General features: G+C 35.5%; 21 protein-coding genes. 17 read left to right on the top strand and 4 right to left on the bottom strand.

Going from position 1 to position 21,820, the window contains the following annotated elements; translation table 11 throughout:
* Nucleotides 1–128: 128 nt before the first annotated feature.
* Nucleotides 129–341 carry a hypothetical protein gene (locus tag AC3WJF_RS11760; protein ID WP_492452344.1) on the bottom strand — a complete coding sequence of 71 codons (213 nt, stop codon included), beginning with the start codon at nt 339–341 and terminating at the stop codon, nt 129–131.
* A gap of 633 nt (nt 342–974) precedes the next feature.
* Here AC3WJF_RS11760 and AC3WJF_RS11755 point away from each other — a divergent pair.
* The 14 genes from AC3WJF_RS11755 (at nt 975) to AC3WJF_RS11690 (ending at nt 13,848) form a co-directional block, all read left to right on the top strand.
* Nucleotides 975–1,211 (top strand): hypothetical protein, encoded by a 237-nt coding sequence (locus AC3WJF_RS11755; protein ID WP_492452342.1) that lies wholly within the window; start codon nt 975–977, stop codon nt 1,209–1,211.
* Between the two features lie 36 nt (nt 1,212–1,247).
* On the top strand, nt 1,248–1,481 hold the full coding sequence (locus tag AC3WJF_RS11750; RefSeq protein WP_492452340.1) for a hypothetical protein: 234 nt from the start codon (nt 1,248–1,250) through the stop codon (nt 1,479–1,481).
* A gap of 26 nt (nt 1,482–1,507) precedes the next feature.
* Complete coding sequence (locus tag AC3WJF_RS11745) at nt 1,508–1,744, top strand: spore germination protein (RefSeq protein ID WP_492452338.1); 237 nt, start codon at nt 1,508–1,510, stop codon at nt 1,742–1,744.
* Nucleotides 1,745–2,381: 637 nt separating this feature from the next.
* Complete coding sequence (locus tag AC3WJF_RS11740; protein WP_492452336.1) at nt 2,382–3,242, top strand: AraC family transcriptional regulator; 861 nt, start codon at nt 2,382–2,384, stop codon at nt 3,240–3,242.
* Nucleotides 3,243–3,410: 168 nt separating this feature from the next.
* Nucleotides 3,411–3,719: an iron-sulfur cluster assembly accessory protein gene (locus AC3WJF_RS11735; RefSeq protein WP_492452334.1), complete on the top strand. Its 309-nt coding sequence runs from the start codon at nt 3,411–3,413 to the stop codon at nt 3,717–3,719.
* 654 nt (nt 3,720–4,373) lie between these two features.
* The gene (locus AC3WJF_RS11730; RefSeq protein WP_492452332.1) at nt 4,374–5,231 is read left to right on the top strand and encodes an SAM hydrolase/SAM-dependent halogenase family protein; all 858 of its coding nucleotides are present in this window, start codon (nt 4,374–4,376) and stop codon (nt 5,229–5,231) included.
* Nucleotides 5,232–5,277: 46 nt separating this feature from the next.
* Nucleotides 5,278–5,835, top strand: coding sequence for an ECF-type riboflavin transporter substrate-binding protein (locus AC3WJF_RS11725; RefSeq protein WP_492452330.1), 558 nt, complete (start codon nt 5,278–5,280; stop codon nt 5,833–5,835).
* Nucleotides 5,836–5,868: 33 nt separating this feature from the next.
* Nucleotides 5,869–7,581: an ABC transporter ATP-binding protein gene (locus tag AC3WJF_RS11720; RefSeq protein WP_492452328.1), complete on the top strand. Its 1,713-nt coding sequence runs from the start codon at nt 5,869–5,871 to the stop codon at nt 7,579–7,581.
* The gene (locus AC3WJF_RS11715; protein WP_492452326.1) at nt 7,572–8,405 is read left to right on the top strand and encodes an energy-coupling factor transporter transmembrane component T family protein; all 834 of its coding nucleotides are present in this window, start codon (nt 7,572–7,574) and stop codon (nt 8,403–8,405) included. The genes AC3WJF_RS11720 and AC3WJF_RS11715 overlap by 10 nt, the downstream gene beginning before the upstream one ends.
* A 164-nt stretch (nt 8,406–8,569) precedes the next feature.
* Complete coding sequence (locus AC3WJF_RS11710; RefSeq protein WP_492452324.1) at nt 8,570–9,337, top strand: ABC transporter ATP-binding protein; 768 nt, start codon at nt 8,570–8,572, stop codon at nt 9,335–9,337.
* On the top strand, nt 9,324–11,255 hold the full coding sequence (locus AC3WJF_RS11705; protein ID WP_492452322.1) for an FtsX-like permease family protein: 1,932 nt from the start codon (nt 9,324–9,326) through the stop codon (nt 11,253–11,255). Before AC3WJF_RS11710 ends, AC3WJF_RS11705 begins: the two co-directional genes overlap by 14 nt.
* A gap of 21 nt (nt 11,256–11,276) precedes the next feature.
* Nucleotides 11,277–11,633: a YxeA family protein gene (locus AC3WJF_RS11700; protein WP_492452320.1), complete on the top strand. Its 357-nt coding sequence runs from the start codon at nt 11,277–11,279 to the stop codon at nt 11,631–11,633.
* A 94-nt stretch (nt 11,634–11,727) separates the two neighbouring features.
* Nucleotides 11,728–12,435, top strand: a complete 708-nt coding sequence (locus tag AC3WJF_RS11695; protein WP_492452318.1) for a response regulator transcription factor — start codon at nt 11,728–11,730, stop codon at nt 12,433–12,435.
* Between the two features lie 3 nt (nt 12,436–12,438).
* Nucleotides 12,439–13,848, top strand: a complete 1,410-nt coding sequence (locus tag AC3WJF_RS11690) for a sensor histidine kinase (RefSeq protein WP_492452316.1) — start codon at nt 12,439–12,441, stop codon at nt 13,846–13,848.
* Nucleotides 13,849–13,945: 97 nt separating this feature from the next.
* Here AC3WJF_RS11690 and AC3WJF_RS11685 read toward each other — a convergent pair whose 3' ends face one another.
* Together AC3WJF_RS11685 and AC3WJF_RS11680 are read right to left on the bottom strand one after the other, a co-directional pair.
* Entirely contained in the window at nt 13,946–14,224 is a 279-nt protein-coding gene (locus AC3WJF_RS11685) for a hypothetical protein (protein ID WP_492452315.1), read from the bottom strand.
* Nucleotides 14,225–14,368: 144 nt separating this feature from the next.
* A complete protein-coding gene (locus tag AC3WJF_RS11680) occupies nt 14,369–16,186 on the bottom strand; it encodes a terpene cyclase/mutase family protein (RefSeq protein WP_492452314.1) in 1,818 nt (605 codons plus the stop codon).
* A gap of 392 nt (nt 16,187–16,578) precedes the next feature.
* Here AC3WJF_RS11680 and AC3WJF_RS11675 point away from each other — a divergent pair, with 392 nt between their 5' ends.
* The gene (locus tag AC3WJF_RS11675; RefSeq protein WP_492452312.1) at nt 16,579–17,085 is read left to right on the top strand and encodes a CcdC protein domain-containing protein; all 507 of its coding nucleotides are present in this window, start codon (nt 16,579–16,581) and stop codon (nt 17,083–17,085) included.
* Between the two features lie 44 nt (nt 17,086–17,129).
* Here the strand turns inward: AC3WJF_RS11675 and AC3WJF_RS11670 are convergent, their stop codons facing one another.
* Complete coding sequence (locus AC3WJF_RS11670) at nt 17,130–18,368, bottom strand: MFS transporter (RefSeq protein WP_492452310.1); 1,239 nt, start codon at nt 18,366–18,368, stop codon at nt 17,130–17,132.
* A gap of 112 nt (nt 18,369–18,480) precedes the next feature.
* Between AC3WJF_RS11670 and AC3WJF_RS11665 the strand changes: the two genes are divergently transcribed.
* Nucleotides 18,481–20,253, top strand: coding sequence for an ABC transporter substrate-binding protein (locus AC3WJF_RS11665; RefSeq protein ID WP_492452308.1), 1,773 nt, complete (start codon nt 18,481–18,483; stop codon nt 20,251–20,253).
* A 73-nt stretch (nt 20,254–20,326) separates the two neighbouring features.
* Nucleotides 20,327–21,790: a response regulator transcription factor gene (locus tag AC3WJF_RS11660; RefSeq protein ID WP_492452306.1), complete on the top strand. Its 1,464-nt coding sequence runs from the start codon at nt 20,327–20,329 to the stop codon at nt 21,788–21,790.
* The last annotated feature ends 30 nt before the right edge of the window (nt 21,791–21,820 follow it).

Genomic DNA, 21,820 nt, shown 5'->3' with positions numbered 1-21,820 from the left:
AGGTGAAATTTACACTACAATTTCAATAGCTTGTGGACTACCTCAGCACGGGTTCCTAAGTCTTGCGTCGAAGACTACGAAATTCGTACGCTAGAGCTGCGGCGCTTACGCTTTTCTTACTACTTTGATTAGTGTTGTTCTGTAGTGGTGTTCTCAGAGGACATTTCCGTACTTTCTTGAACTCTTTGCTGGCCTCTCCAGAAGAAATCCCATGGATTTCTTCTCTCTGGTTGAGGTGGAGTGTGATTCTCTTGATGCTCTTGAATAATCTCCACATTTTTAGCATGGATGACAAGATTGTCGACATGAATAACTTTTTCACGTTTCTTATTAGATGACATAATTCCCCTCCTTTATATCCCGTTATTAAATGGTATTCAATAAAACCTAAATGGTTTGGGCATTAATCTAATGTATTTCTTAGAAAGTGTTCGGGAAGTGGATGAAAAACGGTTGTATATTTTAAACGCTTGAAAGGGAACGAAGCAAAATGATTAAAGCTGTTTTATTTGATTTAGATGGTACGCTGCATAATCGTGATGCCTCTATATAAAAAGTTTGTACACCCTCAATGCGATCGACTTTATCAATGGATAAGTCATATTCCAAAAGAAAAATACACTTCTAGACTTTTAGAATTAGATTGTCCTTCAGCGCCTGTCGGCTAGCGGATTTCTCCGTCTTCTCCCTACGATAAGTCAACATCAAGTGAAATTTGAAGTGCCAATTTCAATAGCTCGTGAACTACCTCAGCACGGGTTCCTAAATCTTGCATCGAAGACTACGAAATCCGTACTCCGATGGACAAGGGGCTCTTGCGCCTTTGTTCTTAGGAAATCATATATCTCACAGTAGTATATAAAATCCCTAATGATAAAAGCAGGACAGGAAATAAAAAAGTTATACAGAATATTATTCCTCTGCTTTACATAATATTAAATAATTCTTTTAGTCTTTGGGAAGGGAAATGAGATATGAAATTTAACCCGACACGGATAAATCTTAGTGATTTAATTATTGTTAACGCTTCTCATTTAAGTAGCGTTTCTTTAGGATCAACATTTCAAGTAAATAAAAATGTCAGTGAAAAACTAAATCAAGCATTCGGACAACAATTTTCCGATGGCAGTGTTCAATTTATTAACGCAAGTGAAATAATTGATGATGATATTTTAGATTTTTTCGGAACAAAACAATCCAATATTGAGTAAATGGACAGTTGCATTCTTTAGATTAGGAGGTAATCTATGAATTTTGCCCCAGTGGAGATAAACCTGCAAGGTTTTAAAATAAATATTGTGGATCATGCCTCCGTTGTTAATATGGGTGCTAGCCAACACATTGATGTATTCGTTTCTTATAAACGAAATCAAGGAACTGGAGAAGTGAATGGTGACTTCTCCCCAGTCTTTTTCCCTGTTACAACTGCTATTGATTGTGATTTCATAGATACACCTTCTGTAAAGAATAGCATAATATAGGTTTATGTTTATAAGGAGGTATAAAAATGGTGTTTATTACTCCTTTCGCTTTAAATCTCCTGGGGTTCAAAGTTAATAATGTTGATAATGCATCAGTGGTGAATGTAGGTCCTATTCAATATATAGACCAATTTACCACATATAAGCGTAATCAGGGTTTTGGGGAAGTAAATGGTGATTTATCTCCGACATCTATTCCAATAGATTATTTAATTGATCCTGATGTAATTGACACTCCTTCAATAAAAAATAGTGTTGTGTAGCCTGTATAGGGAAGGAGAGGTATTTAACGAAGAGTTAAATGTAAAAAAAGCACGATAGTGAACTACATCCCAATTTTTAGTTGGCCAAACAATTGAGATGCAGTTTTACTGCGTGCTTTTCTTATTTCTAATAATCACTTGCAGGGAAGATGACTATGTTCTATTTAAGATAAAATGAATATGGATTATTTCAAAATGAGGATAAACATTGTAAAATATAATCAAAAATAGCTAGAAAAAATGAATAGTTTTAAACTAAATATAATTTATGTAGATAATTTTCTATTTTAATGACTTTTTAATGATAAATAATTTAATATATAAAACGATTTTAAACTCCTTAGATAACCACCCAATACCAATAGTTCGGGGTATACCAACAAGATAAAATTGTATCAATATCTCGTATACATTTCATGTACAAATCTTTTCATGCCTTCCATTCTTATATCCAAAACCGGCATAGGCACAAAAGTAACGCTTACCCTTCCGATACTATAAGAAGTCTTTATAAAGGGGATGGAAAGGAAGAATCTATTATTTTAGGGATTATCAAATACTGCCATCATAAAGCACAAACAGACAGGATAGAAGGATATTCAGATGTTAGGATAGAACTAAGGAGTGGGGGAGTAATATGGCTTGGGTTGAGTCATTACAGAGGGCTATCGACTATATAGAAAAACATTTATTAGACTCTCTTCGTATCGATGATATTGCCAAACAAGCGAATGTATCCGTGTTTCATTTTCAACGAACATTTTCTGTTTTGACAAATACATCGATAGGGGAATATATACGTCGTCGCCGTCTAACACTGGCCGCAGAAGAATTATCTAGAACTAATGAAAAAATCATCGATCTAGCCTTCAAATATGGCTACGATACTCCCGAGGCTTTCACCAAAGCCTTTCGCAGGCAGCATGGTGTGTCACCGAGTGAAGTAAGAAAAGGGATTGGGAAGCTGCAATCTTATAACCGCCTGACGATTCAGGTGAGTCTGAAAGGGGTAGAACCAGTGAAATATAGTATTGTGGAGAAGGATGCGTTCCAAGTAGTAGGTATCAAACGAGAGTATTCTGTCGAAAATAATGAAAATTTGATTGAAATCCCAAAGTTTTGGGAAGAGGTAAATGCGGATGGTACGAGCAGGCTATTAGGTAGTCTGAATAATGGTCCGGTCAAAGGTGTTCTAGGTGTTTGTGTGGATAACAGTTCGACGGAAGCAAAGAAAATAGATTATTGGATAGGGGCTGCATATGAAGGAGAAACGCCTAAGGATATGCTTAGCTTGGAAATTCCTGCTTCTAATTGGGCTGTTTTTGAAGTACATGGACCAATGCCAGAAGCAATGCAAAAAACATGGGAAAAGATTTTCACAGAATGGTTTCCGTCCAGTGGTTACAAACATGCAGGGACTCCTGAACTAGAAGTTTATCCTGAAGATGATGCGTATCAGCCTGAGTATTACTCAGAAATTTGGATTCCAGTAAAATAATAATAAAAGTTGTAATAGCCCTTTAATGAATAAAGGGTCTTTACTTTTCACAAAACTTAATATGTATAAGGTGGATTTTTAGGATCTTATCATGTTTTTCTTTTACACTATTGTGATAAAATAATGGAATATATAGTAAATGAATGAATTAGAATCGAGGTCTTATCCATGCAGGTGAAAATAAACCGTAACGCAGCAAAAATCATGAACAAGATGTTGAATGATGAAGAATCAGAAGGGAAAATGCTTCGTGTTATTATCACTGAGATGCACGGAGATCATGCACATTATGCTTTACAATTCGATAACCAAACAGAGCACGATGAAATTGTAAAGACGGATAAAGGCATTGATATCCTATTAGACAAGCGGGATGCGGAATACCTGGATGGAGTTTGGATTCAATTTTTCTTTGTTCCTGAAGAAGAATTTGTTATTACCAACCCTAAAAAAGGCCACACAGATCACCACCATTAAAATGGTGGTGTCATTAATGGTGTCAGGCACCACTAGTGGACACATAAAAGCAACGTTTTTTATTTTAGGTGTTGATGCTGTGGTGGCTTAGCTGACCATATTTTTTTCATCTATTTTTTTCTATTTTTTTATTAATTCTCCGCTACGAAATGAATCCCACACAAATGGCTAAATTCACACTATTTTAAATTTACTCTTGCATTGTCAAATATTGTTCCGTATAATAACGATAATATTAAAACAGAATATGAAAAAACCTTTTAAAAACGATGAAGAGAAAAGTAAGATTTCAATATTTTTACAAAGAGAGCTTCGGTAGCTGAAAAGAAGCAAAAAATAGAAATCTGAACAATGGCCTCTGAGTTTCGTGCTGAACGTATCAAGTTTAGCTTTTTGAATTAAATGTGTGCTTTCGATAATATAAGCAACCGTTTAAGAAAAGAGCCATTGATACTAGTAGGTTCCGACGAGATTTGGTACTCGTTATCCATACCACAGTATAAAGAGTCCTTATGACTTATGTACTTGATGAGACTGTATGTGTGAGCATGCAGTGAAGTAAGGTGGTACCACGTTGATTCCAACCACGTCCTTATCAATTATTGATAATGGCGTGGTTTTTTATTTTTTATAAACAAAAAAGGAGGAAAGAAAATGGGAAAAAATTTAGTTCTTCAAACAGACTTTGGTAAAAGTGATGGTGCGGTATGTGCGATGTATGGAGTAGCCATATCCGTCGATTCTTCCCTAAAAATATTTGATTTAACACATGATATTCCACAATACAATATATGGGAAGGTTCATATCGTCTCTATCAAACGACCTCATATTGGCCAGAAGAAACGGTATTTGTTTCCGTTGTAGATCCAGGAGTTGGATCTGATCGATTAAGTATTGTTGCAAAGACAGCCGATAACCGTTATATCATTACACCAGATAATGGAACTATCACACATATCAAACAGAATATTGGGATTGTTGAGGCGCGTGAAATAGATGAATCGATAAATCGTTTGCCAAACTCAGGAGAATCGTACACATTTCATGGCAGAGATGTCTACGCATACACTGGTGCCCGTTTGGCTGCAAATATTATTTCTTTTGAGGAGGTTGGCCAAATTGTAAATGTGGATGACCTTGTTGAACTGCCTTTATCTGATCCTACCCTACAGGGAGATCTAATTACTGGTACTATCGATATTTTAGATATTCGTTTCGGTAACCTTTGGACAAATATAAGCCGGAAATTATTTGAAAAAGCGGGAATATCATATGGCGATTCCTTACAAGTAACCATCGATAATAATACTCGCCAAGTTTATAAAAACATTATGACCTTTGGTCGATGCTTCGCTGATACCCATTTAGGTGAACCGTTGCTTTATGTGAATTCGCTAGATAATTTAGGGGTCGCTATTAATCAAGGGTCATTTGCTAAAGCGTATCATATTTCCACGGGAGCGAATTGGAAAATCACTATTCGCAAAGTCCCGAAAATCAGCTATAATTAGAAATCGAAAGTTTGAAAACTAAAAAAATTCAGAGGGGGAAGAATAGATGAAAAGAAAAGGATTATCTGTTAAAACGATTGTTGCAATCGGTATAGGAGCAGCCGTTTTTGCTGTATTAGGGAAGGCCGCATCCATTCCAAGTGGAATAGCTAATACTTCCATTGAAACTTCATATGCCTTTCTAGCATTAATGACGATTGTTTTTGGACCAATTGCAGGAGGATTGATTGGATTAATTGGTCACGCTCTAAAAGATGCGATATTCTTTGGATCTGTTTGGTGGAGCTGGGTAATTGTTTCCGCATTTGTTGGATTTTTTATTGGTCTAGTGTCTAAGAAAATCAATATTGAATCAGGTGTCTTTGGAGTGAAACAAATTGTGACGTTTAACATTGTGCAAGCTATTGTGCAAGCAATAGGTTGGTTCCTCATTGCGCCATCATTAGACGTCTTAATTTATGCAGAACCATCCAATAAAGTATATGTACAAGGATTGGTCGCAGGGACATCGAATATTGTAACTGTTGGTGTAATTGGGACGATATTATTACTTGCCTATGCAAAAACGCGCAGCAAAACAGGAAGTCTGACAAAGGATATGTAATGAAATAGAACTAGAATTATAGGGAGTACTTTGATGAAACAAGCCATTATTTCTTTTGAAAACTTTACTTTTAAATACCGAAGTCAAGCAGAACCGACTCTTCACGATATTAATCTAACGATATTGGAAGGGGAAAAAGTATTAATTGTAGGCCCTTCAGGTTCTGGAAAAAGTACACTGGCTCATTGTATCAATGGGCTTGTTCCCTTTTCTTATACCGGGGAGATACAAGGAAGTCTTAAAATAAATAATAAGGAAACAAAGGAATTAGATCTGTTTGCTATCTCCAAAATGGTTGGTACCGTTTTACAAGACCCTGATGGACAATTTATTGGTTTATCGGTTGGCGAAGATATTGCTTTTGCTTTAGAAAACGACTGTGTATCTCAAGAGCAGATGATCGATCAAGTCGTCGACGTTTCGAAACTTATCGAAATGGAGGGCTATTTAGATGCCTCTATTCATGAGCTCTCCGGTGGACAAAAACAACGAGTATCACTCGGAGGGGTAATGGTAGATAAGGTTGATATTCTGCTTTTTGATGAACCTTTAGCAAATCTTGATCCTGCAACAGGAAAGCATGCAATCGAACTGATTGATCGCATAAAAAGAGAAACCAATACAACGGTTATTATCGTGGAACATCGTTTGGAGGATGTTTTACATCGTAATGTTGATCGAATTATTGTGATGAATGAGGGAAGGATTGTAAGTGATTCAACACCGGATGAATTATTAGCCTCCCATATTTTAGAGGAAAATTATATTCGTGAACCACTGTATGTAAAAGCAATGAAATATGCTAGCTGTAATATAACGAAGGACATGCATCCTGCACAATTGGAAGCTCTAGATATCCATTCATGCAAAGAAAAATTACATCAATGGTTTGCGAAAACAGAGCGGCCAAATGTACAAGGTAAAAGTGCACCAATTTTAGAAGTGGAGAATCTGACATTCGGGTATCATGCTGGTAAGGATACATTACAGGAAATTTCTTTTTCCGTTAATAAAGGAGAAATGGTCAGTATTGTCGGCAAGAATGGTGCAGGCAAATCCACCTTGTCTAAGCTAATTTGCGGATTTGAAAAAGTAAGGTCTGGAAAAATTCTTTTTGATGGAAAGGATATTACAAAGGATACCATTAAAGAGCGGGCGGAAAGAATCGGAATGGTCATGCAAAATCCGAACCAAATGATATCAAAGCATATGATTTTTGATGAAGTAGCTATGGGCCTTGTAACACGCGGTGTTCCTGAAAAGGAAATAAAGGAGCGGGTTGAGAAAACATTACAAGTTTGTGGACTGTATCCTTATCGAAATTGGCCAATTTCTGCTTTAAGCTTCGGGCAAAAGAAGCGAGTTACGATTGCATCTATTTTAGTTCTAAATCCAGAGATTTTGATACTCGATGAACCGACTGCTGGTCAAGATCTTCGTGCGTATACAGATATTATGGAATTTTTAGTAGAGCTAAACAGCCGAGGGGTAACCATTTTGATGATTACTCACGATATGCATCTTATGCTTGAGTATACGCCGAGAGCAATCGTGATAGCTGATGGAAAACTTATTGCAACTGATTCTGCTGCCCATGTACTTACGAATAAACAATTAGTTGAAAAAGCAAATTTAAAGGAAACATCCTTATATGAATTAGCAGTTCGTGCCGATTTCCCGGATCCGCAAGAGTTTGTGGAGAGATTTATTGATTATGATAAGGGGGTCAGAAAGACATGGCAGTAGAGATGCTCTCTTATATTAACCGTAAATCGCCAGTACATGCTCTTTCAGGTGCAACCAAACTTATCCTTTTTATCATGTGGTCAACTGCAGCCATGCTAACATATGATACTAGAGTATTATTATGTTTATTATTCATTAGTATAGCTTTCTTTATTGTTTCAAAGATTCGTCTTTATGAGGTTTCTTTCGTATTGCTATTTATACTATTCTTTTTATTTTTAAATAATATCGCTATTTATATTTTTTCCCCGCAAGAGGGTGTCCAAATTTATGGAACAAGCCATGTATTATTTGAAATAGCTGGGAGATATAATATCACCTTAGAGCAGCTTTTTTATCAGTTTAATATAACGATTAAATATTTTGTTGTGATTCCTGCGGCACTTCTTTTTATTGTAACGACACATCCAAGTGAGTTTGCTGCCTCTTTAAATAGGATCGGTGTTCCGTATAAAATTGCCTATGCAGTTTCTATCGCACTTCGCTATATTCCGGAAATTCAACGAGATTTTCGAAATATAGCCCAATCACAACAGGCACGAGGTATAGATCTTTCCAAGAAAGAAAAACTGATAAAAAGGATAAAAAATGTAATATCTATTATTATTCCATTGATTTTGTCGAGCTTGGATCGTATTGAGGTAATTACGAATGCGATGGAACTGCGAGGCTTTGGAAAAAATAAAAGACGTACATGGTATAGTAGTAAACCTTTTAAACGAGCGGATTATATTACTATTACTTTAGGTACATGTATTTTAGCTGCTACCTTGATTATTACATTTCATGATGGCAATCGTTTTTATAATCCTTTTGTAAAATAGCTTGTTTTTTAGTAAGAGTGAAGCTTTTAGCTTCACTCTTTTTCATTTTTATTTCCATCTTTAAGGTTTATGTAAGGTTCATATTAAAATAGGTTAAGCTTCGAAGGGTATACTCACTTTTGTAGGCAAGATTGCTTAAGTCAGATTTTAATAGGAGATATCACATGAAAACAATCTTAACAGCTATAAATGTACAAAAAGTTTTTGGTGCTAAGGGAACGGTGTATACGGCACTTAAAGATATTAATATAGATATTCAAGAAGGTGAGTTTGTCGGAATTATGGGTCCATCTGGTGCGGGAAAATCTACACTATTAAATATTTTTTCTACCATAGATACTCCATCATCAGGCGATGTTATCATCGATGGACAAAATATCGTGAAAATGAACGAAGAACAATTATCTGATTTCAGACGGAATAAGCTAGGATTTATTTTCCAAGATTATAACTTACTAGATACCTTAACTGTAAAAGAAAATATTTTATTGCCTCTAGCATTATCAAAAGTTTCCGCTAACGAAATTGAAAAACGCGTGGAGAAAATCGCTGATACCTTTGGGATACGTGAAATATTAAATAAATATCCATATCATATTTCGGGTGGTCAAAAGCAAAGAGTGGCTGCATCACGCGCTATCATTGCCAATCCAAGTTTAATATTAGCTGACGAGCCAACGGGTGCGTTAGATTCAAAATCTGCTACTAGCTTGCTTGTAAGCTTAAGCAGTTTAAATGAAAAGAACCGATCTACGATTATGATGGTTACCCATGATGCATATGCAGCTAGTTTCTGTAAACGAGTTCTATTTATTAAAGATGGGAGATTGTTTACGGAACTTCGAAAAGAACAACAATCTAGCAAGGAATTCTTCCAAACCATATTAGATGTTCTCGCTTCACTTGGAGGTGGGCATAATGACGTTATTTAGTATAGCAAGAAAAAATATTATTAAAAATTTCACTAATTATTTTTTATACTTTGCATCCATGATCTTTAGTATTGTCATATACTTTACATTCGTTTCATTAAAATATGATAAAACGATTCAGGCTACATCTGATTCATCACCAAAAATTGGTTCAGCGTTTAGTGGAGCGGCTGTCGTATTAATGATTTTCGTGGCTATTTTTATATGGTATTCTAACTCCTTTTTTACCCGAAAACGAAAAAAAGAGGTAGGACTCTATTCCTTATTAGGAGTTCGTAAAAAACAAATTGGTCGTATGCTTTTTTATGAGAATTTTATTATGGGGATTCTTGCACTTATTATCGGAATTGCATTAGGATCCATTCTTTCAAAGGGTTTTGTAGGACTTCTTATGATGGTCATGGGCTATAATGCCATTGCAACATTCTCTATCTCTTTTGCAGCAATCATGAACACGATTGTCGTTTTCTTAATTACTACCTTGATTACTTCGCTACAGGGATACCGATTAATCTATCGCTTTAAATTAATTGAATTATTCCAGGCTGATAAAGAAGGTGAAAAAGAGCCGAAAGCATCTCTTGTCATTGCTTTTCTATCAATTATTTTAATCGGCTTTGGTTATTGGGTTGCTTTACAAAATCTAGTGACTTCAAGTGTCTGGAAAACATTAGGTTTTATGATGACGCCACTAGTAATTTTATTTACAGTTATCCTTGGAACCTATTTCTTGTTCAGTACATTAACGGTCTTTTTATTAAAAATAGCAAGGAAAAACAAAAAAACCTATTGGAAGGGTATTAATTTAATAGGAACATCACAGCTTCTATATCGAATTAAAGGAAATGCACGTACATTAACCATTATTTCCGTTTTGAGTGCTACCACATTAACAGCGGTTGGAACAGCTTATAGCTTGTATTACAACAATCGAAGCATGGCGGAAAAATCCAATCCAAATAGCATGATGTTTATTGATTCCGATAAAAGCGCAACAAAGCAAGTGAATCAGCTTGTGATGAGCAGTAAAAATCATCAAGTGGAATACCATGAAACATTGCCAACCCTTCAAGTGGAGGCAGATATTACAGGTCTCAATGATAAATTCTCGGATAATAAAAAGGCATATACGATTATTGCTAATAGCAGCTTTAACAAACTAGCAAAAGAGCAAAAAAGAAGTGATCTCCTATCATTACATGGAAATGAGGCTACGGCTTTGGATCCAATGAATATGGAAGGGATGTCACCAAAATATGTAGGCGCAACTATTTCTTTAGATATCAAAAAACATGATGAAAATATAACTTTTAAAAGCTTAAAGAAATACAGTGTCCTCAATATGTATACAGCTTCTTCAACCATTGTAGTCAGTGATGACCTATTTGCGAAATTAGAAAAAGAAATAAAGCCTATCAATATGGAAGTGTTCAGTATTACCAATGAAGATCATGCCAAACAATTAACCAAAAAAGTTCAAACGATCTTACCGGAAGAAGCGGCATTCTCTAACTTTTATGAGAATTATTCAGCAGGCTTAGAATCGTCAGGCCTAATGATTTTCATGGGTGGATTTCTAGGCCTTGTTTTCTTAGCGGCAACAGGCAGTATCATTTACTTTAAACAACTGACAGAAGCAAATTCTGATAAAGGACGCTATGAAATTCTCTACAAAATTGGTGTGAAGAAAAGAGAGATGAAAAAAACAATATCTAAACAGGTCTTGTTTATCTTTGCTTTACCTTTGATAGCTGGAATGGCACATTGTGCAGTTGCCTTAACGGCATTATCTAAACTAATGCTTACGAATCTAGTCATCCCTGTCATGATTTGTATGGGTATCTATACATGTATTTATATTGTGTATTATTTTCTAACCGTCCATTCTTATTTCAAAATCGTGACCAAAACAAAATAAGTAGAAAGTGGTGGATATAAAATGAAAAAATTTATGATTCCTGGAATTATTATTATATTGATCATTGGATTTATTTTATTTATTCAACATGTAAATATAAATCGAATTGGTGCAGATAACTATTATGTTCAAATTAAAGGTGCAGGTGAAAAAATAACAGACAAAGCAGATAATGGCCAAGAATATGTATCATATAAATATACTTTACCTGCATACGACAAGAATGGTAACGAAAAACAAGTCAGCTTTACAGCTATTAAACAGCTTCGCGAAAAAGCATATTTAAACTTGTTTATTAAAGGAGAAAAAGGTGTTACCTCATACCAAGAAGTAAAGCTGAAAGACATACCTAATAAGGTGAAAGAAAAATTGAAGTAATTACTAAGTTAAATAATTTGGACAAGTAGAGAACCTGATTTTAATTTAGGTTCTCTCTTCTATATAATGGATACGACAATGAGGAGGAAAATCGATGTCTTTTATAAATAAAAAGGTGTTAATCATAGATGATGAAGAAGATCTGTTAAGACTACTCAAAACCGTTTTGCAAAAAGAAGGATTGGAGAATATCATTACTGCGACAACAGCTAAGGATGGTTGGAACCAATTTCAACAAACACAGCCTGATATTGTATTGCTAGATATCATGCTTCCTGATGGAGAAGGCTATGATGTGTGTAAACAAATTAGAATGATATCGAAAGTACCTATTTTATTTTTATCAGCAAAATCAGAAGAAATTGATAAAATTGTAGGATTTGCTATCGGTGGAGACGATTATATAACCAAACCATTTAGCCCGAAGGAAGTTGCCTATCGTGTAAAAGCACAGTTACGGAGATCCGATTATCTACAAGAAACCGAAGTAACTCCAATCATAAAGTTAGGTCCATTCGAGTTAAATGAACAAAGTGCAGAATTAAAAAAGAATGGAAAAATAATCGAGTTAAAACCGAAAGAGCTTGGAATCATGAGCCATTTACTTAGGCACCCAAACCAAATTATTAGTAAAGAAAGTATTTGCGATAAAGTATGGGGAGAAGATTTTTTTGGGTTTGACAATACGATTATGGTTCATATCAGAAGGTTACGTGAAAAAATCGAAGAGCAGCCCTCCAACCCAGAGTACTTAGTCACGGTAAAAGGCTTAGGGTATAAGCTTGTCATAAAGGAAGAATAGTTTATGAAATGGAAATTAACCGGAAGATTTCTGTTTTCTGTCGTAATCGTTGTGATTCTAGTTGTATTTATTAATATTTTCATCCTATTAGGTTTTTTCATTGTTCAAGCATATGTAAATCATTCGGCGCTCCATAATAATGAAACTTCTGCAGAAGCTTTTACAAGAGTGTTTCAAAAGCAAATCATCATTTCAAATGAGCATATTACCCTTACCAATAAAGGAAAGAAAGAGCTCATTAAAAAGAATGCCTGGGTACAAATATTAGATGATAACGGTAAGGAATTATTCGGTTATCGAATACCGACAAACCTAAAGGAAAAATATACTCCTTTAGATATTATCCAAATATATAAATATCGAGAGATCGATGGCGACACTCTTGTATTTATTGGCGAAAAAAAGGTAAATCACAAAAAATATAGTTATTTTATTGGATTTAAGAACCGTAACATTCAAAGAATCGTTGTATCCTATGATTATCGAGATATCGCACATTTATTCAAGGTAGGCGGAGGTACATTGATTTTTATTGATAGCTTAATCGCTCTATTTATCGGTTACTTATTTAGTAAAAGGCTAACCAAACCAATTAATACTTTAATTGATGGAATTAAAAAATTAGCTAATAAAGAATACGATATTCACTATCCACCTAGTGGAGTCTATAAAGATGTTTTTTATAATGTAAATCATTTATCCTTTCAATTAAAAGCGAATGAAAACGAAAGAAAGAAATTAGATCAAATGAAAGAAGAGTGGATTGGAAACATCTCACATGATATTAAAACACCACTCGCCTCTATTCAAGGCTATGCAGAAATGATGAAAGATATGGACTACCATTTTACAATTGAGGAAATGAGAGAATACGCAGAAATCATTGAACGAAAGTCTCAATACTTAAAAGAGGTTATTGAAGATTTAAATTTATCAACAAGGCTAAAAAATAAGGAGCTTTCCTTAACGAAAAAAAGGATAAACCTTGTTGCTTTATTAAGAAGCATCGTGATTGATATTTTGAATGATGCGAAGTACTCCAATAGAAATATTGACTACCAGTTTGACGAAGAAAAAATCGACATCGAGATGGATGAATTATTAATTCGTAGAGCTATCAATAATTTAATTTATAATGCGATTGTTCATAATAACGAGGATGTTCATATAATGGTATCTATCGAGAAAACAGATCGAGTACTTATTGTCATTAAAGATGATGGGAAAGGCATAAAGAAAGAAGATCTTGACCGTATTTTTGACCGTTATTATCGTGGAACAAATACGGGAGAGGCACATAAAGGATCAGGATTAGGAATGGCTATTGCCAAGGATATTATTCAGGCTCATGATGGTGATATTAAAATCGAAAGTTCCCTTAGACATGGGACAGTTGTTAATATTACTTTATAAAAGAAAAAGTGGGGACGAAGGTGAGTCCCCACATATAAAAAATAAGCAAAAATAAAGAGTAGACAAAAATGTTAGAAAGCAGTCATGAAATAAATGTTTACCATCCACCCCTAACCATATTCCACATTTGTCTGCGGTGCATTGGATTCCGTGGATCAACACCACAGCCCATTAACCACTGTGCTGCGTTATGTCTTTGTGCTGCGTTAACTGGAACCCCACATGCACGGGATAGTCCATCAACCAAACCGTATGCACCTGCGGGACTTCTTAAATTACCACAACGTCTTAGAACACCGCAACAACGGGCAAAACATCTAGGATCTCTAATCCTCCCTCGAAAAGTATTCATCAAATACGGATCAATATACGCCATTTTCTCCCCCCTAGCTGTGTTTCATTTCAAGCATTTTATTATGCTTTATTTAGATTATGAGCAGTCTATGAGAGAGAAAACGGCATAAACCCGTAGACATTTTAAATTGAGTCATTGTCCTAAAAATAAGCATATGTTTTAAAGCTATCTAATAAATTTTTGTTGATAATGACTTAAGGTAACCAATGGCCAAATTAAATGATAGCTATGGTAATTAATATAAAAATGCCCTGGTAATCCAGCACCTGTTGGATACATTAACGATTTTGTCGAATGATAATTTGTTAAAAAACGAATACCTCGTTCGATTTCCGGTGTAGATACTTCCGATACGGAGATTAAAGCATCTACGGCCCAGGAGGTTTGCACAACTGTGGAATATGGAAGGGGGACATAGGATCTTTCTTTATCACTTTTGCATGATTCTCCCCAGCCTCCGTCTAATTGTTGGATTGTCTTTAGCCACTGGACAGCCTTTTGAATGGAAGAATGTTCAGCAGTTACTCCCACAGCTCTCATTCCTGTAATAGCTGCCCACGTACCGTAAATATAGGATACTCCCCACCGTCCGTACCAAGAACCATTTTTTTCTTGATGTTTTATTAACCACTGGACGCCGGAATTTACTTTCGAATGTGAAACGGTCATATTTACATAGTTTCCGAGAAAATCTAACGTTCTTCCTGTTAAATCTGCGGTGGAAGGATCAATGGCTGTATCTTTAAAATTTTCAATAGGGAATAAGCGAATCATTGCTTTGTATTGGTTTCTCTCAAATGCCCCCCATCCGCCATCATCATTTTGCATGGATAGCAACCAATTAACCCCGGCATTCCAAGCCCTTCTACATTGCGGATCTTCTGATGCTAATCGTGAAATGGCTCTAAGGGCTGCTTGTGTGTCATCAATATCCGGATGAATCGTATTACTTTCGGAAAAGCCCCAGCCGACAGGCATATTTTTCGCATCTAATTGTTGAATGGATTGCAGGTACTGGACAGAGGACTTTACTGCAGGATTCTCAAGGCTTGCACCTGCTTCCTGTAATGCATAACTTAATAATGCTGTATCCCATATGGTAGATGGAGAGTTTTGCAAATGAAGTTCTCCGTCTGCTTCAAATAGCATAGATTTCAAGCCATCAGTGGCATGTTGAATATAAGGGCAACTCGGCTTAAACCCGAGTGCAAGTAATGCATAGACAAGATAAAACGTTGCGCTGGCATAGCTATATAGGGTACCATCACTTTCAATACTACCGAGCATATACTTTTCAGCCTTTTTTATGGCGGATTTGGGAAATAGATTGATTGGGAGAAGTCGAGAAAAGACTGAGGATAGTTTCCTTTTTATTTTTTTAGATTTTGAATGTAGATATAAATGGGATATATCAGGTGTCCAATCATTTTTAATTGTATATCTTTTATGGCCAAGAATTAAAATAGGAGCTAAATGGGCTCTTATATAGGAACTGAATTGATAAAAGCTTAATGATAAAAAAGATGGTAAATTCATCAGAACAAGCGGAAGAGGAAAGTGACCGGGCCATGGATAGAGATTATGCAAGGCAAGCATAAACTTGGTGGTGGGATGGATATTTTCTAATCCACCATGCGCGAGAATGAATTCTTCAGCCTTTTTCATGTTTTCGTCATTGGCATCTACAAATCCTGAATATAATAATGCTGCATAGGCCTCCACGGTAGCAGATAGATTGCCCTCCTCATCCTCAAACAGCCGCCAAGCTCCATTTGCCTCCTGTGTATTGATTAGCCGTTGATAAAGTTTAAAGATTAACTTCTCATCATCAAACTCAAGGGAACGTAGCAACATTAAAAAATAAGCATCGGTCATTGGGCCGCTCTCGAAGCAATATCTCCATGTTCCATCTTGTGATTGATGTTCCTTAATATGTTGTATTAACCTGTTAATTTCCGTCTGTATATTTTCACTAATTTTCATTTTTTCTACCCCGCATTAATAAAAAAATGAGCGTAAAATCGCAATGATTTTATTAATAGACTATGATAAGGGGGATTTTGAAGGAATAGTGATATAAACTAATTTAGATTAACTTCATTACACCTTGGTAAAAGGCAAAAAATTTTAAAGCAATAGAAAAAAGAATAATAACTTCTCCATAAGTCATCATTCTTCTTTGAGTTTTCCATTAGAAAGGATTCCGTCCTTTGTTGGAATCCTTTCTAATGATCATTTGCATCAATCGGAGTCTAATTCATGAAATTTCTCATATGGAAAACGTGAAGGATTGCACTTATATTTACATATGTTCCTTAATTATAATAGCAATATAAAAAAGAGCAGAAATAAAAAAAAGAAAGGTTGAGGTTCAGATGCAAACCATTATTACATTTGGAATTATGGCGGTTATTATAGGATTAATCATTTTTATAAGAGTAAAAAGAGGAGGTCGGCCAATTAAAGGTAATGGTCTTGGGATTCTCGCCCCCGTTTTGCTTTTATGTATTGTTTATACCCTTATTTTCAGTCAGTTAATGAATATACCAGGAAAACCATTTCACTTACCTGTTGCTTGGGAAATGTTGATTGCCGGCACCCTCGGGTTTTTGTTTGGAGTTATTATGTTAACTCAAACAGCGTATGAGGTAAGAGAGGATGGTCTTGTTTATTCAAAACGAAATAAAAATTTTAAATATGTTATTATTGCGCTGATTGCGATTCGTGTCGCCTTAAGCCAATATTTCAAAACCTTGGATTATATAGAGTTTACCGTATTAACAATGGAACTTGCCTTTATTTATATAGCTGTTTGGAGGATTGGAAGCTTCGTAAAGTTTCGCAAAGTATGTGCGGAAGATATTAAGGTGAAAATGGTCTAAATAAAAAGTAAAAAACTGTGTGAAAACCTTTCGGCACACAGTTTTTACTTTTTCCATAATAAACTAAAACGACAAAATAGAAATATAAGGACATCTCCAATACATGCCAGCAGGAACACTATGTTTGGATGCACGAGTGCGGAGATCCATCCTGCTCCATAGATAGCAAATGGCATACCTAGTTTAAACATGGAGCCAGTAATTCCGCTGATTCTGCCAATTAAGTGATGAGGGGTAGATTCTTGACGAAATGTCCAAATACAAACACTACTAATGGTACTAAACAAGCCGTTCAACAGCAGTGCTGCACCCATCATAAAAGGCGAGTTTGCGATGTACATCAGGAAGTACGTAAGACCAATTAATAAGGTGGTAATGGTTGTAATAAAACCGGTAGACCATTTACTTCGAATTCTTCCGATGATAATACTCCCGATTAAACCTCCAATGCCTGCTGATGATAAAAGGACCCCGAGCTCTCCATCTGTTAACCTAAGAACATCTTTTGAATAATAAATAATCGTGGTATCCACCATGCCTGCGGTTGAATTCATAAAGATAACAGCGATAGTGATGTACCAGAGGACTTTATTATGAATAAGCTCTATCCATCCTTCTTTTAGCTCTTTCCAAAATCCTTCCTTAGCTGCTAAACTCGGAGTTTCGTCTGTTTTTAACCATAACAAAATAATGAAGGCGAACGAAAAGGATACTGCAGTGATTAATAGTCCCAAATGCAAAGTGGATAGCATAAGAATGATACCTGTTAGAGCAGGTCCCATAATTTCAATAAAGGTGCTGACGAAATTAAAGGAAGCATTTGCTGACGTTAACATTTCATTCGGAAGTGCTTGCTTCACCATACTTGCACGTGCGTTAAAAAAGGCATAACTAAAAGTCATTAATAAAAACCCACAAATATAGAACAGAAGAAGGGAAGGGTGCCAAAATTGTATAGAAAGATATAGTGTTATCAAAATGCTTGCTTGTAAAAAGATCATCCATAAAGACCAGCGTTTTTTATGGACACGGTCTACTAAAACCCCTATAAACATTGCTAACAATAGGTTTGGTAAAAATTCAATCCCTCTCATCGTAGACATCACAACAGGAGAGTTGGTGAAATGATAAAGAATTAAGGGAAGTGTCAGTTCATAGATCTTACTTCCGAACGCTATCACTGCCCCAGAAATAAGTAAAATAATAAAGTTTTTATTTTGCCATACTGTCTGCTGTTTCGTTATTTGATCTGATACCATTTGTTTCTTTTCCATTCCTAACATCGTCTAAAACTCCTCTTTACTAGTCTTTTCAAAAAAATTATACTTTTGAAAAAGACGTAGAAAAAGTGAAAGGTGAAAAAATAAATTTCGCCTTTTTAAGGAGCGGATATATTTGAATATAGAGCAATACTATATTTCACTGCGAAAGCACTATGGTATGCGGAAGGATGGAGAAAGTTTTCCGATTTCCATAGATGAACTCATGCGTGTTCTTTGTTGTACAAAAAGAAATACTCAGCTTGTTATAAATAAAATGGCAAGTCAACATTTTATTATTTGGCAACCAGGAAGAGGACGTGGTAATACGTCTAAAATAATCTTTATAGAACCATTGCATGACTTAATTCTAGAAAAAGCAAAACAGTTAACACTGGAAGAAAAGCTAGAGGAGGCATGGAAGCTGATTGACCAGCTGCAAGTGGTGAAGTTCGAATTTACCGAATGGCTATATCACCACTTAGGGTTTCAACAGGATGAAGAGAAAGATATCCTGCGCTTCCCTTTTTATCGCCCGGTACTTAACTTAGATCCTACCTTTGTTCATCGAAGAACAGAGTCACATTTGGTGAATCAAGTATTTGATACGCTTGTTTCCTTTGATGAAATACGGAAAGAGATTGTTCCTCGGCTTGCCCATTATTGGGAATGCAATGAGGATAAGACGGTTTGGCGCTTTTACTTACGGAAAGGTGTTCGGTTTCACCATGGAAATATATTGACTGCAGATGATGTGAAATTTACTTTTCAACGAATGATTACTCATTCTCCGTTTGATGAACCTCGAACCATATTGAAGAAAATAAAGGTAATTGGAACATACAAAATAGAATTTACTTTAAATGAGGCAAATGTATTATTCCTTCATAATCTTTGTTCAGAGCGTTATTCCATCGTCCCTCATGATTTGGGTGAAATTAAGAAAAACCATCCATTTGCAGCCGTACCCATTGGTACTGGCCCATTCCGGATGAAGAAGAATAATGAATCTGTCTTGCTTTTAGAAGCGAATGATTATTATTTTGAAGGCAGGCCGCAATTGGATGCAATTGAAATGTGGATTTGGCCAAATTATGAGGAAGCGAAAATGATTCAGCGTTTGGAGCAAGATGATATTTTTTACGGAGAAAATCCTGTTGATCAAAGTATCCAAAGACAATTAACGAATATAGAGGAAGGTGCAACATACTTAACCTTTAACTTGAAAAAAGAAGGTTTATTGCAGGATTCACTTTTACGTGAAGCGATTCATTACGGTTTGGATCGTGAAAAGTTGATTATGGAATTAGAAGATATGAGGGAAATACCTTCCTGTAGTTTTTTTCCAAAGTATAGCAAGAATTTTTTTCAAAATGAGTATGATATTGAACATGCCAGGTTGCTTTTAGAACAATCAAGCTACAATGGTGAACAACTTACTCTTTATACTTATGAAATGGTAAGTAATGAAATAAATGCAAAATGGCTGCAAAAGGAATTGGCGAAGCTTGGGATTAATACATGTATTGTTGTTCATCCAATAAGAGAACTTGCAGACCCAACTATTTTAGGAAAGGCTGATATGGTAGTTGCAGGGGAAGTATTAGGAATTCAGACGGATGTAGAGCTAATAGACATGTACTCGTTCCGGAAAGGGTTCATTCACAACCATTTAGGAGATAAGCAACTTTCTACAGTTAACCAATATATATCCTTATGTAAAAAAGAAGAGGATGTAGAGAAAAGAATCAAGTATTTGTTAGAACTTCAAGAGAAATTAAAAGAAGAATATCAACTATTATTCTTATACCATACGAAACAAATGGTAAATCACAGTCCGATTTTGCAAGGTATGATGCTAAATGCTTGGGGCAAAGTGGATTATAAAAATATCTGGATTAAACGGTAATACAAAAGCTTTACCACTTACATGAACTTTGAAATAATGATGGGTAGTAGGGATTGGAAGTAGGTGTAATCGTATGATAGAAATAGTTATTGCTGATCATGATGAATTCGAGGCAAAGGGAATACAGTGGCTTGTGGAATCTTCTATTTCCAATGTAAGCGTTAGGGTGACTGCGAGCTTAAAAGAAACGATATCGGTGCTTGAACAGGATTCGCCTGCCATATTGGTATATGACATGAATATTGGAAGCTCAGAATCTTTGACAAGACTTTTGAAAATTCATGAACCAGCGATGATTTGTTTGACGATGGAAGCGACCTATGAGACTGCAAAAAAAGCGATCGATATTGGGACCAAATATTTATTATTAAAACCTTTCTCTCCACAAGAGTTATTAAATTATATAAATATATTAATTCGTGAGCAACATCAAAAACAAAAAACGGTTAATTACACTGATCTGGAAATAAAGCAAGAGGTTATGTACGAGGAACTATTTATGATGGAAAAAAAGCAAGCAAAACCGTATGTGTTTATTGCTTTTCAGTCAGAGAATACACGGAAGTTGCCTGCCTTAAATCAATTTTTAAAGGATTACATCTTTCCGGTAGCTCCTATTATCTTTCCGTTAAGTGATATGCTGCTTTGTCTTTTCAAGGATTCCGCAGAAGTAAATTGGAGTGAAAGATGTAAACGATTTATGCATGATTGGGAGCTGGAACAAAAAGACCCCATCTCCGTCATTATCAATCATGACCGCTATTCAGGGAGAACCATTCAAGAAAGATACGGTCAAACGAAAAAAATAACCGAAGTTACCTTTTTTATAGGGTATCGACAAGTACTAGAATTCGAAAGTCCGTTACAATGGACATTTATTGATCCTTTTCTGACTCCGAATGAACAAAGACAATGGATTGGTTTTTTGAATGAAGGAAATAAAGAAGGAATATCGCAATTTTTAACAAGTGAATTTTTACAGTTTCAAGAGCCGTATCCAGACCCGGGGCTGCTACGGATTCGCTTAACAAGTATTCTTGCTCAAATTCGCCGTCACATGAAATCTGCTAATCTAGATTCCACTACATACGAGAAGGAGTATCTCGAGATATTTGATACTATCCTATATAATCCATTAATTTATCGTATTATACAGAAGCTCATTATTTTCACGTCAAAATTGGTGGATGCTGTTCGTGAAACTAGTAAAAGTGACCATCTTGAGCTTATTGACAAATGCCTTCATTATATGGAACTGCATTTTTGGAAACCAGAGTTAGATTTAAATGAATTATCTCGCTATGTTGGAAGAAACTCTACTTATTTAAGTCATTTGTTTGTGGAAAAAACAGCGAAAACATTTCGCGAAAGCTTAACACAATTAAGAGTGAAAGAGGCGAAAAGATTACTGGATGAAACAGAATTAGCGATGAAAGAGATTGCGTCGTTAACTGGCTTTCAAAACCAGCATTATTTTTCACGTGTTTTTAAAAAAGTCGTTGGAAAAGCACCAAAAGAATATAGGATGAATCATTAAATAGATAGAAATCACTTGCTAGTAAACCCA

Source organism: Heyndrickxia sp. FW510-T9, assembly GCF_058781025.1.
Note: the sequence above shows the minus strand (reverse complement) of the source record. Positions and strands in the feature narration are given on the sequence as shown.

Bases quoted from the DNA above. Each gene is read 5' to 3' on its own strand.
- AC3WJF_RS11700 (WP_492452320.1), top strand. From the start codon at position 11,277: ATGAAAAAATTTATGATTCCTGGAATTATTATTATATTGATCATTGGA.
- AC3WJF_RS11720 (WP_492452328.1), top strand. From the start codon at position 5,869: ATGAAACAAGCCATTATTTCTTTTGAAAACTTTACTTTTAAATACCGA.
- AC3WJF_RS11670 (WP_492452310.1), bottom strand. From the start codon at position 18,368: ATGTTAGGAATGGAAAAGAAACAAATGGTATCAGATCAAATAACGAAA.
- AC3WJF_RS11690 (WP_492452316.1), top strand. From the start codon at position 12,439: ATGAAATGGAAATTAACCGGAAGATTTCTGTTTTCTGTCGTAATCGTT.
- AC3WJF_RS11745 (WP_492452338.1), top strand. From the start codon at position 1,508: ATGGTGTTTATTACTCCTTTCGCTTTAAATCTCCTGGGGTTCAAAGTT.
- AC3WJF_RS11680 (WP_492452314.1), bottom strand. From the start codon at position 16,186: ATGAAAATTAGTGAAAATATACAGACGGAAATTAACAGGTTAATACAA.
- AC3WJF_RS11750 (WP_492452340.1), top strand. From the start codon at position 1,248: ATGAATTTTGCCCCAGTGGAGATAAACCTGCAAGGTTTTAAAATAAAT.
- AC3WJF_RS11685 (WP_492452315.1), bottom strand. From the start codon at position 14,224: ATGGCGTATATTGATCCGTATTTGATGAATACTTTTCGAGGGAGGATT.
- AC3WJF_RS11695 (WP_492452318.1), top strand. From the start codon at position 11,728: ATGTCTTTTATAAATAAAAAGGTGTTAATCATAGATGATGAAGAAGAT.
- AC3WJF_RS11660 (WP_492452306.1), top strand. From the start codon at position 20,327: ATGATAGAAATAGTTATTGCTGATCATGATGAATTCGAGGCAAAGGGA.
- AC3WJF_RS11735 (WP_492452334.1), top strand. From the start codon at position 3,411: ATGCAGGTGAAAATAAACCGTAACGCAGCAAAAATCATGAACAAGATG.
- AC3WJF_RS11730 (WP_492452332.1), top strand. From the start codon at position 4,374: ATGGGAAAAAATTTAGTTCTTCAAACAGACTTTGGTAAAAGTGATGGT.
- AC3WJF_RS11725 (WP_492452330.1), top strand. From the start codon at position 5,278: ATGAAAAGAAAAGGATTATCTGTTAAAACGATTGTTGCAATCGGTATA.
- AC3WJF_RS11755 (WP_492452342.1), top strand. From the start codon at position 975: ATGAAATTTAACCCGACACGGATAAATCTTAGTGATTTAATTATTGTT.
- AC3WJF_RS11715 (WP_492452326.1), top strand. From the start codon at position 7,572: ATGGCAGTAGAGATGCTCTCTTATATTAACCGTAAATCGCCAGTACAT.
- AC3WJF_RS11760 (WP_492452344.1), bottom strand. From the start codon at position 341: ATGTCATCTAATAAGAAACGTGAAAAAGTTATTCATGTCGACAATCTT.
- AC3WJF_RS11705 (WP_492452322.1), top strand. From the start codon at position 9,324: ATGACGTTATTTAGTATAGCAAGAAAAAATATTATTAAAAATTTCACT.
- AC3WJF_RS11710 (WP_492452324.1), top strand. From the start codon at position 8,570: ATGAAAACAATCTTAACAGCTATAAATGTACAAAAAGTTTTTGGTGCT.
- AC3WJF_RS11675 (WP_492452312.1), top strand. From the start codon at position 16,579: ATGCAAACCATTATTACATTTGGAATTATGGCGGTTATTATAGGATTA.
- AC3WJF_RS11740 (WP_492452336.1), top strand. From the start codon at position 2,382: ATGGCTTGGGTTGAGTCATTACAGAGGGCTATCGACTATATAGAAAAA.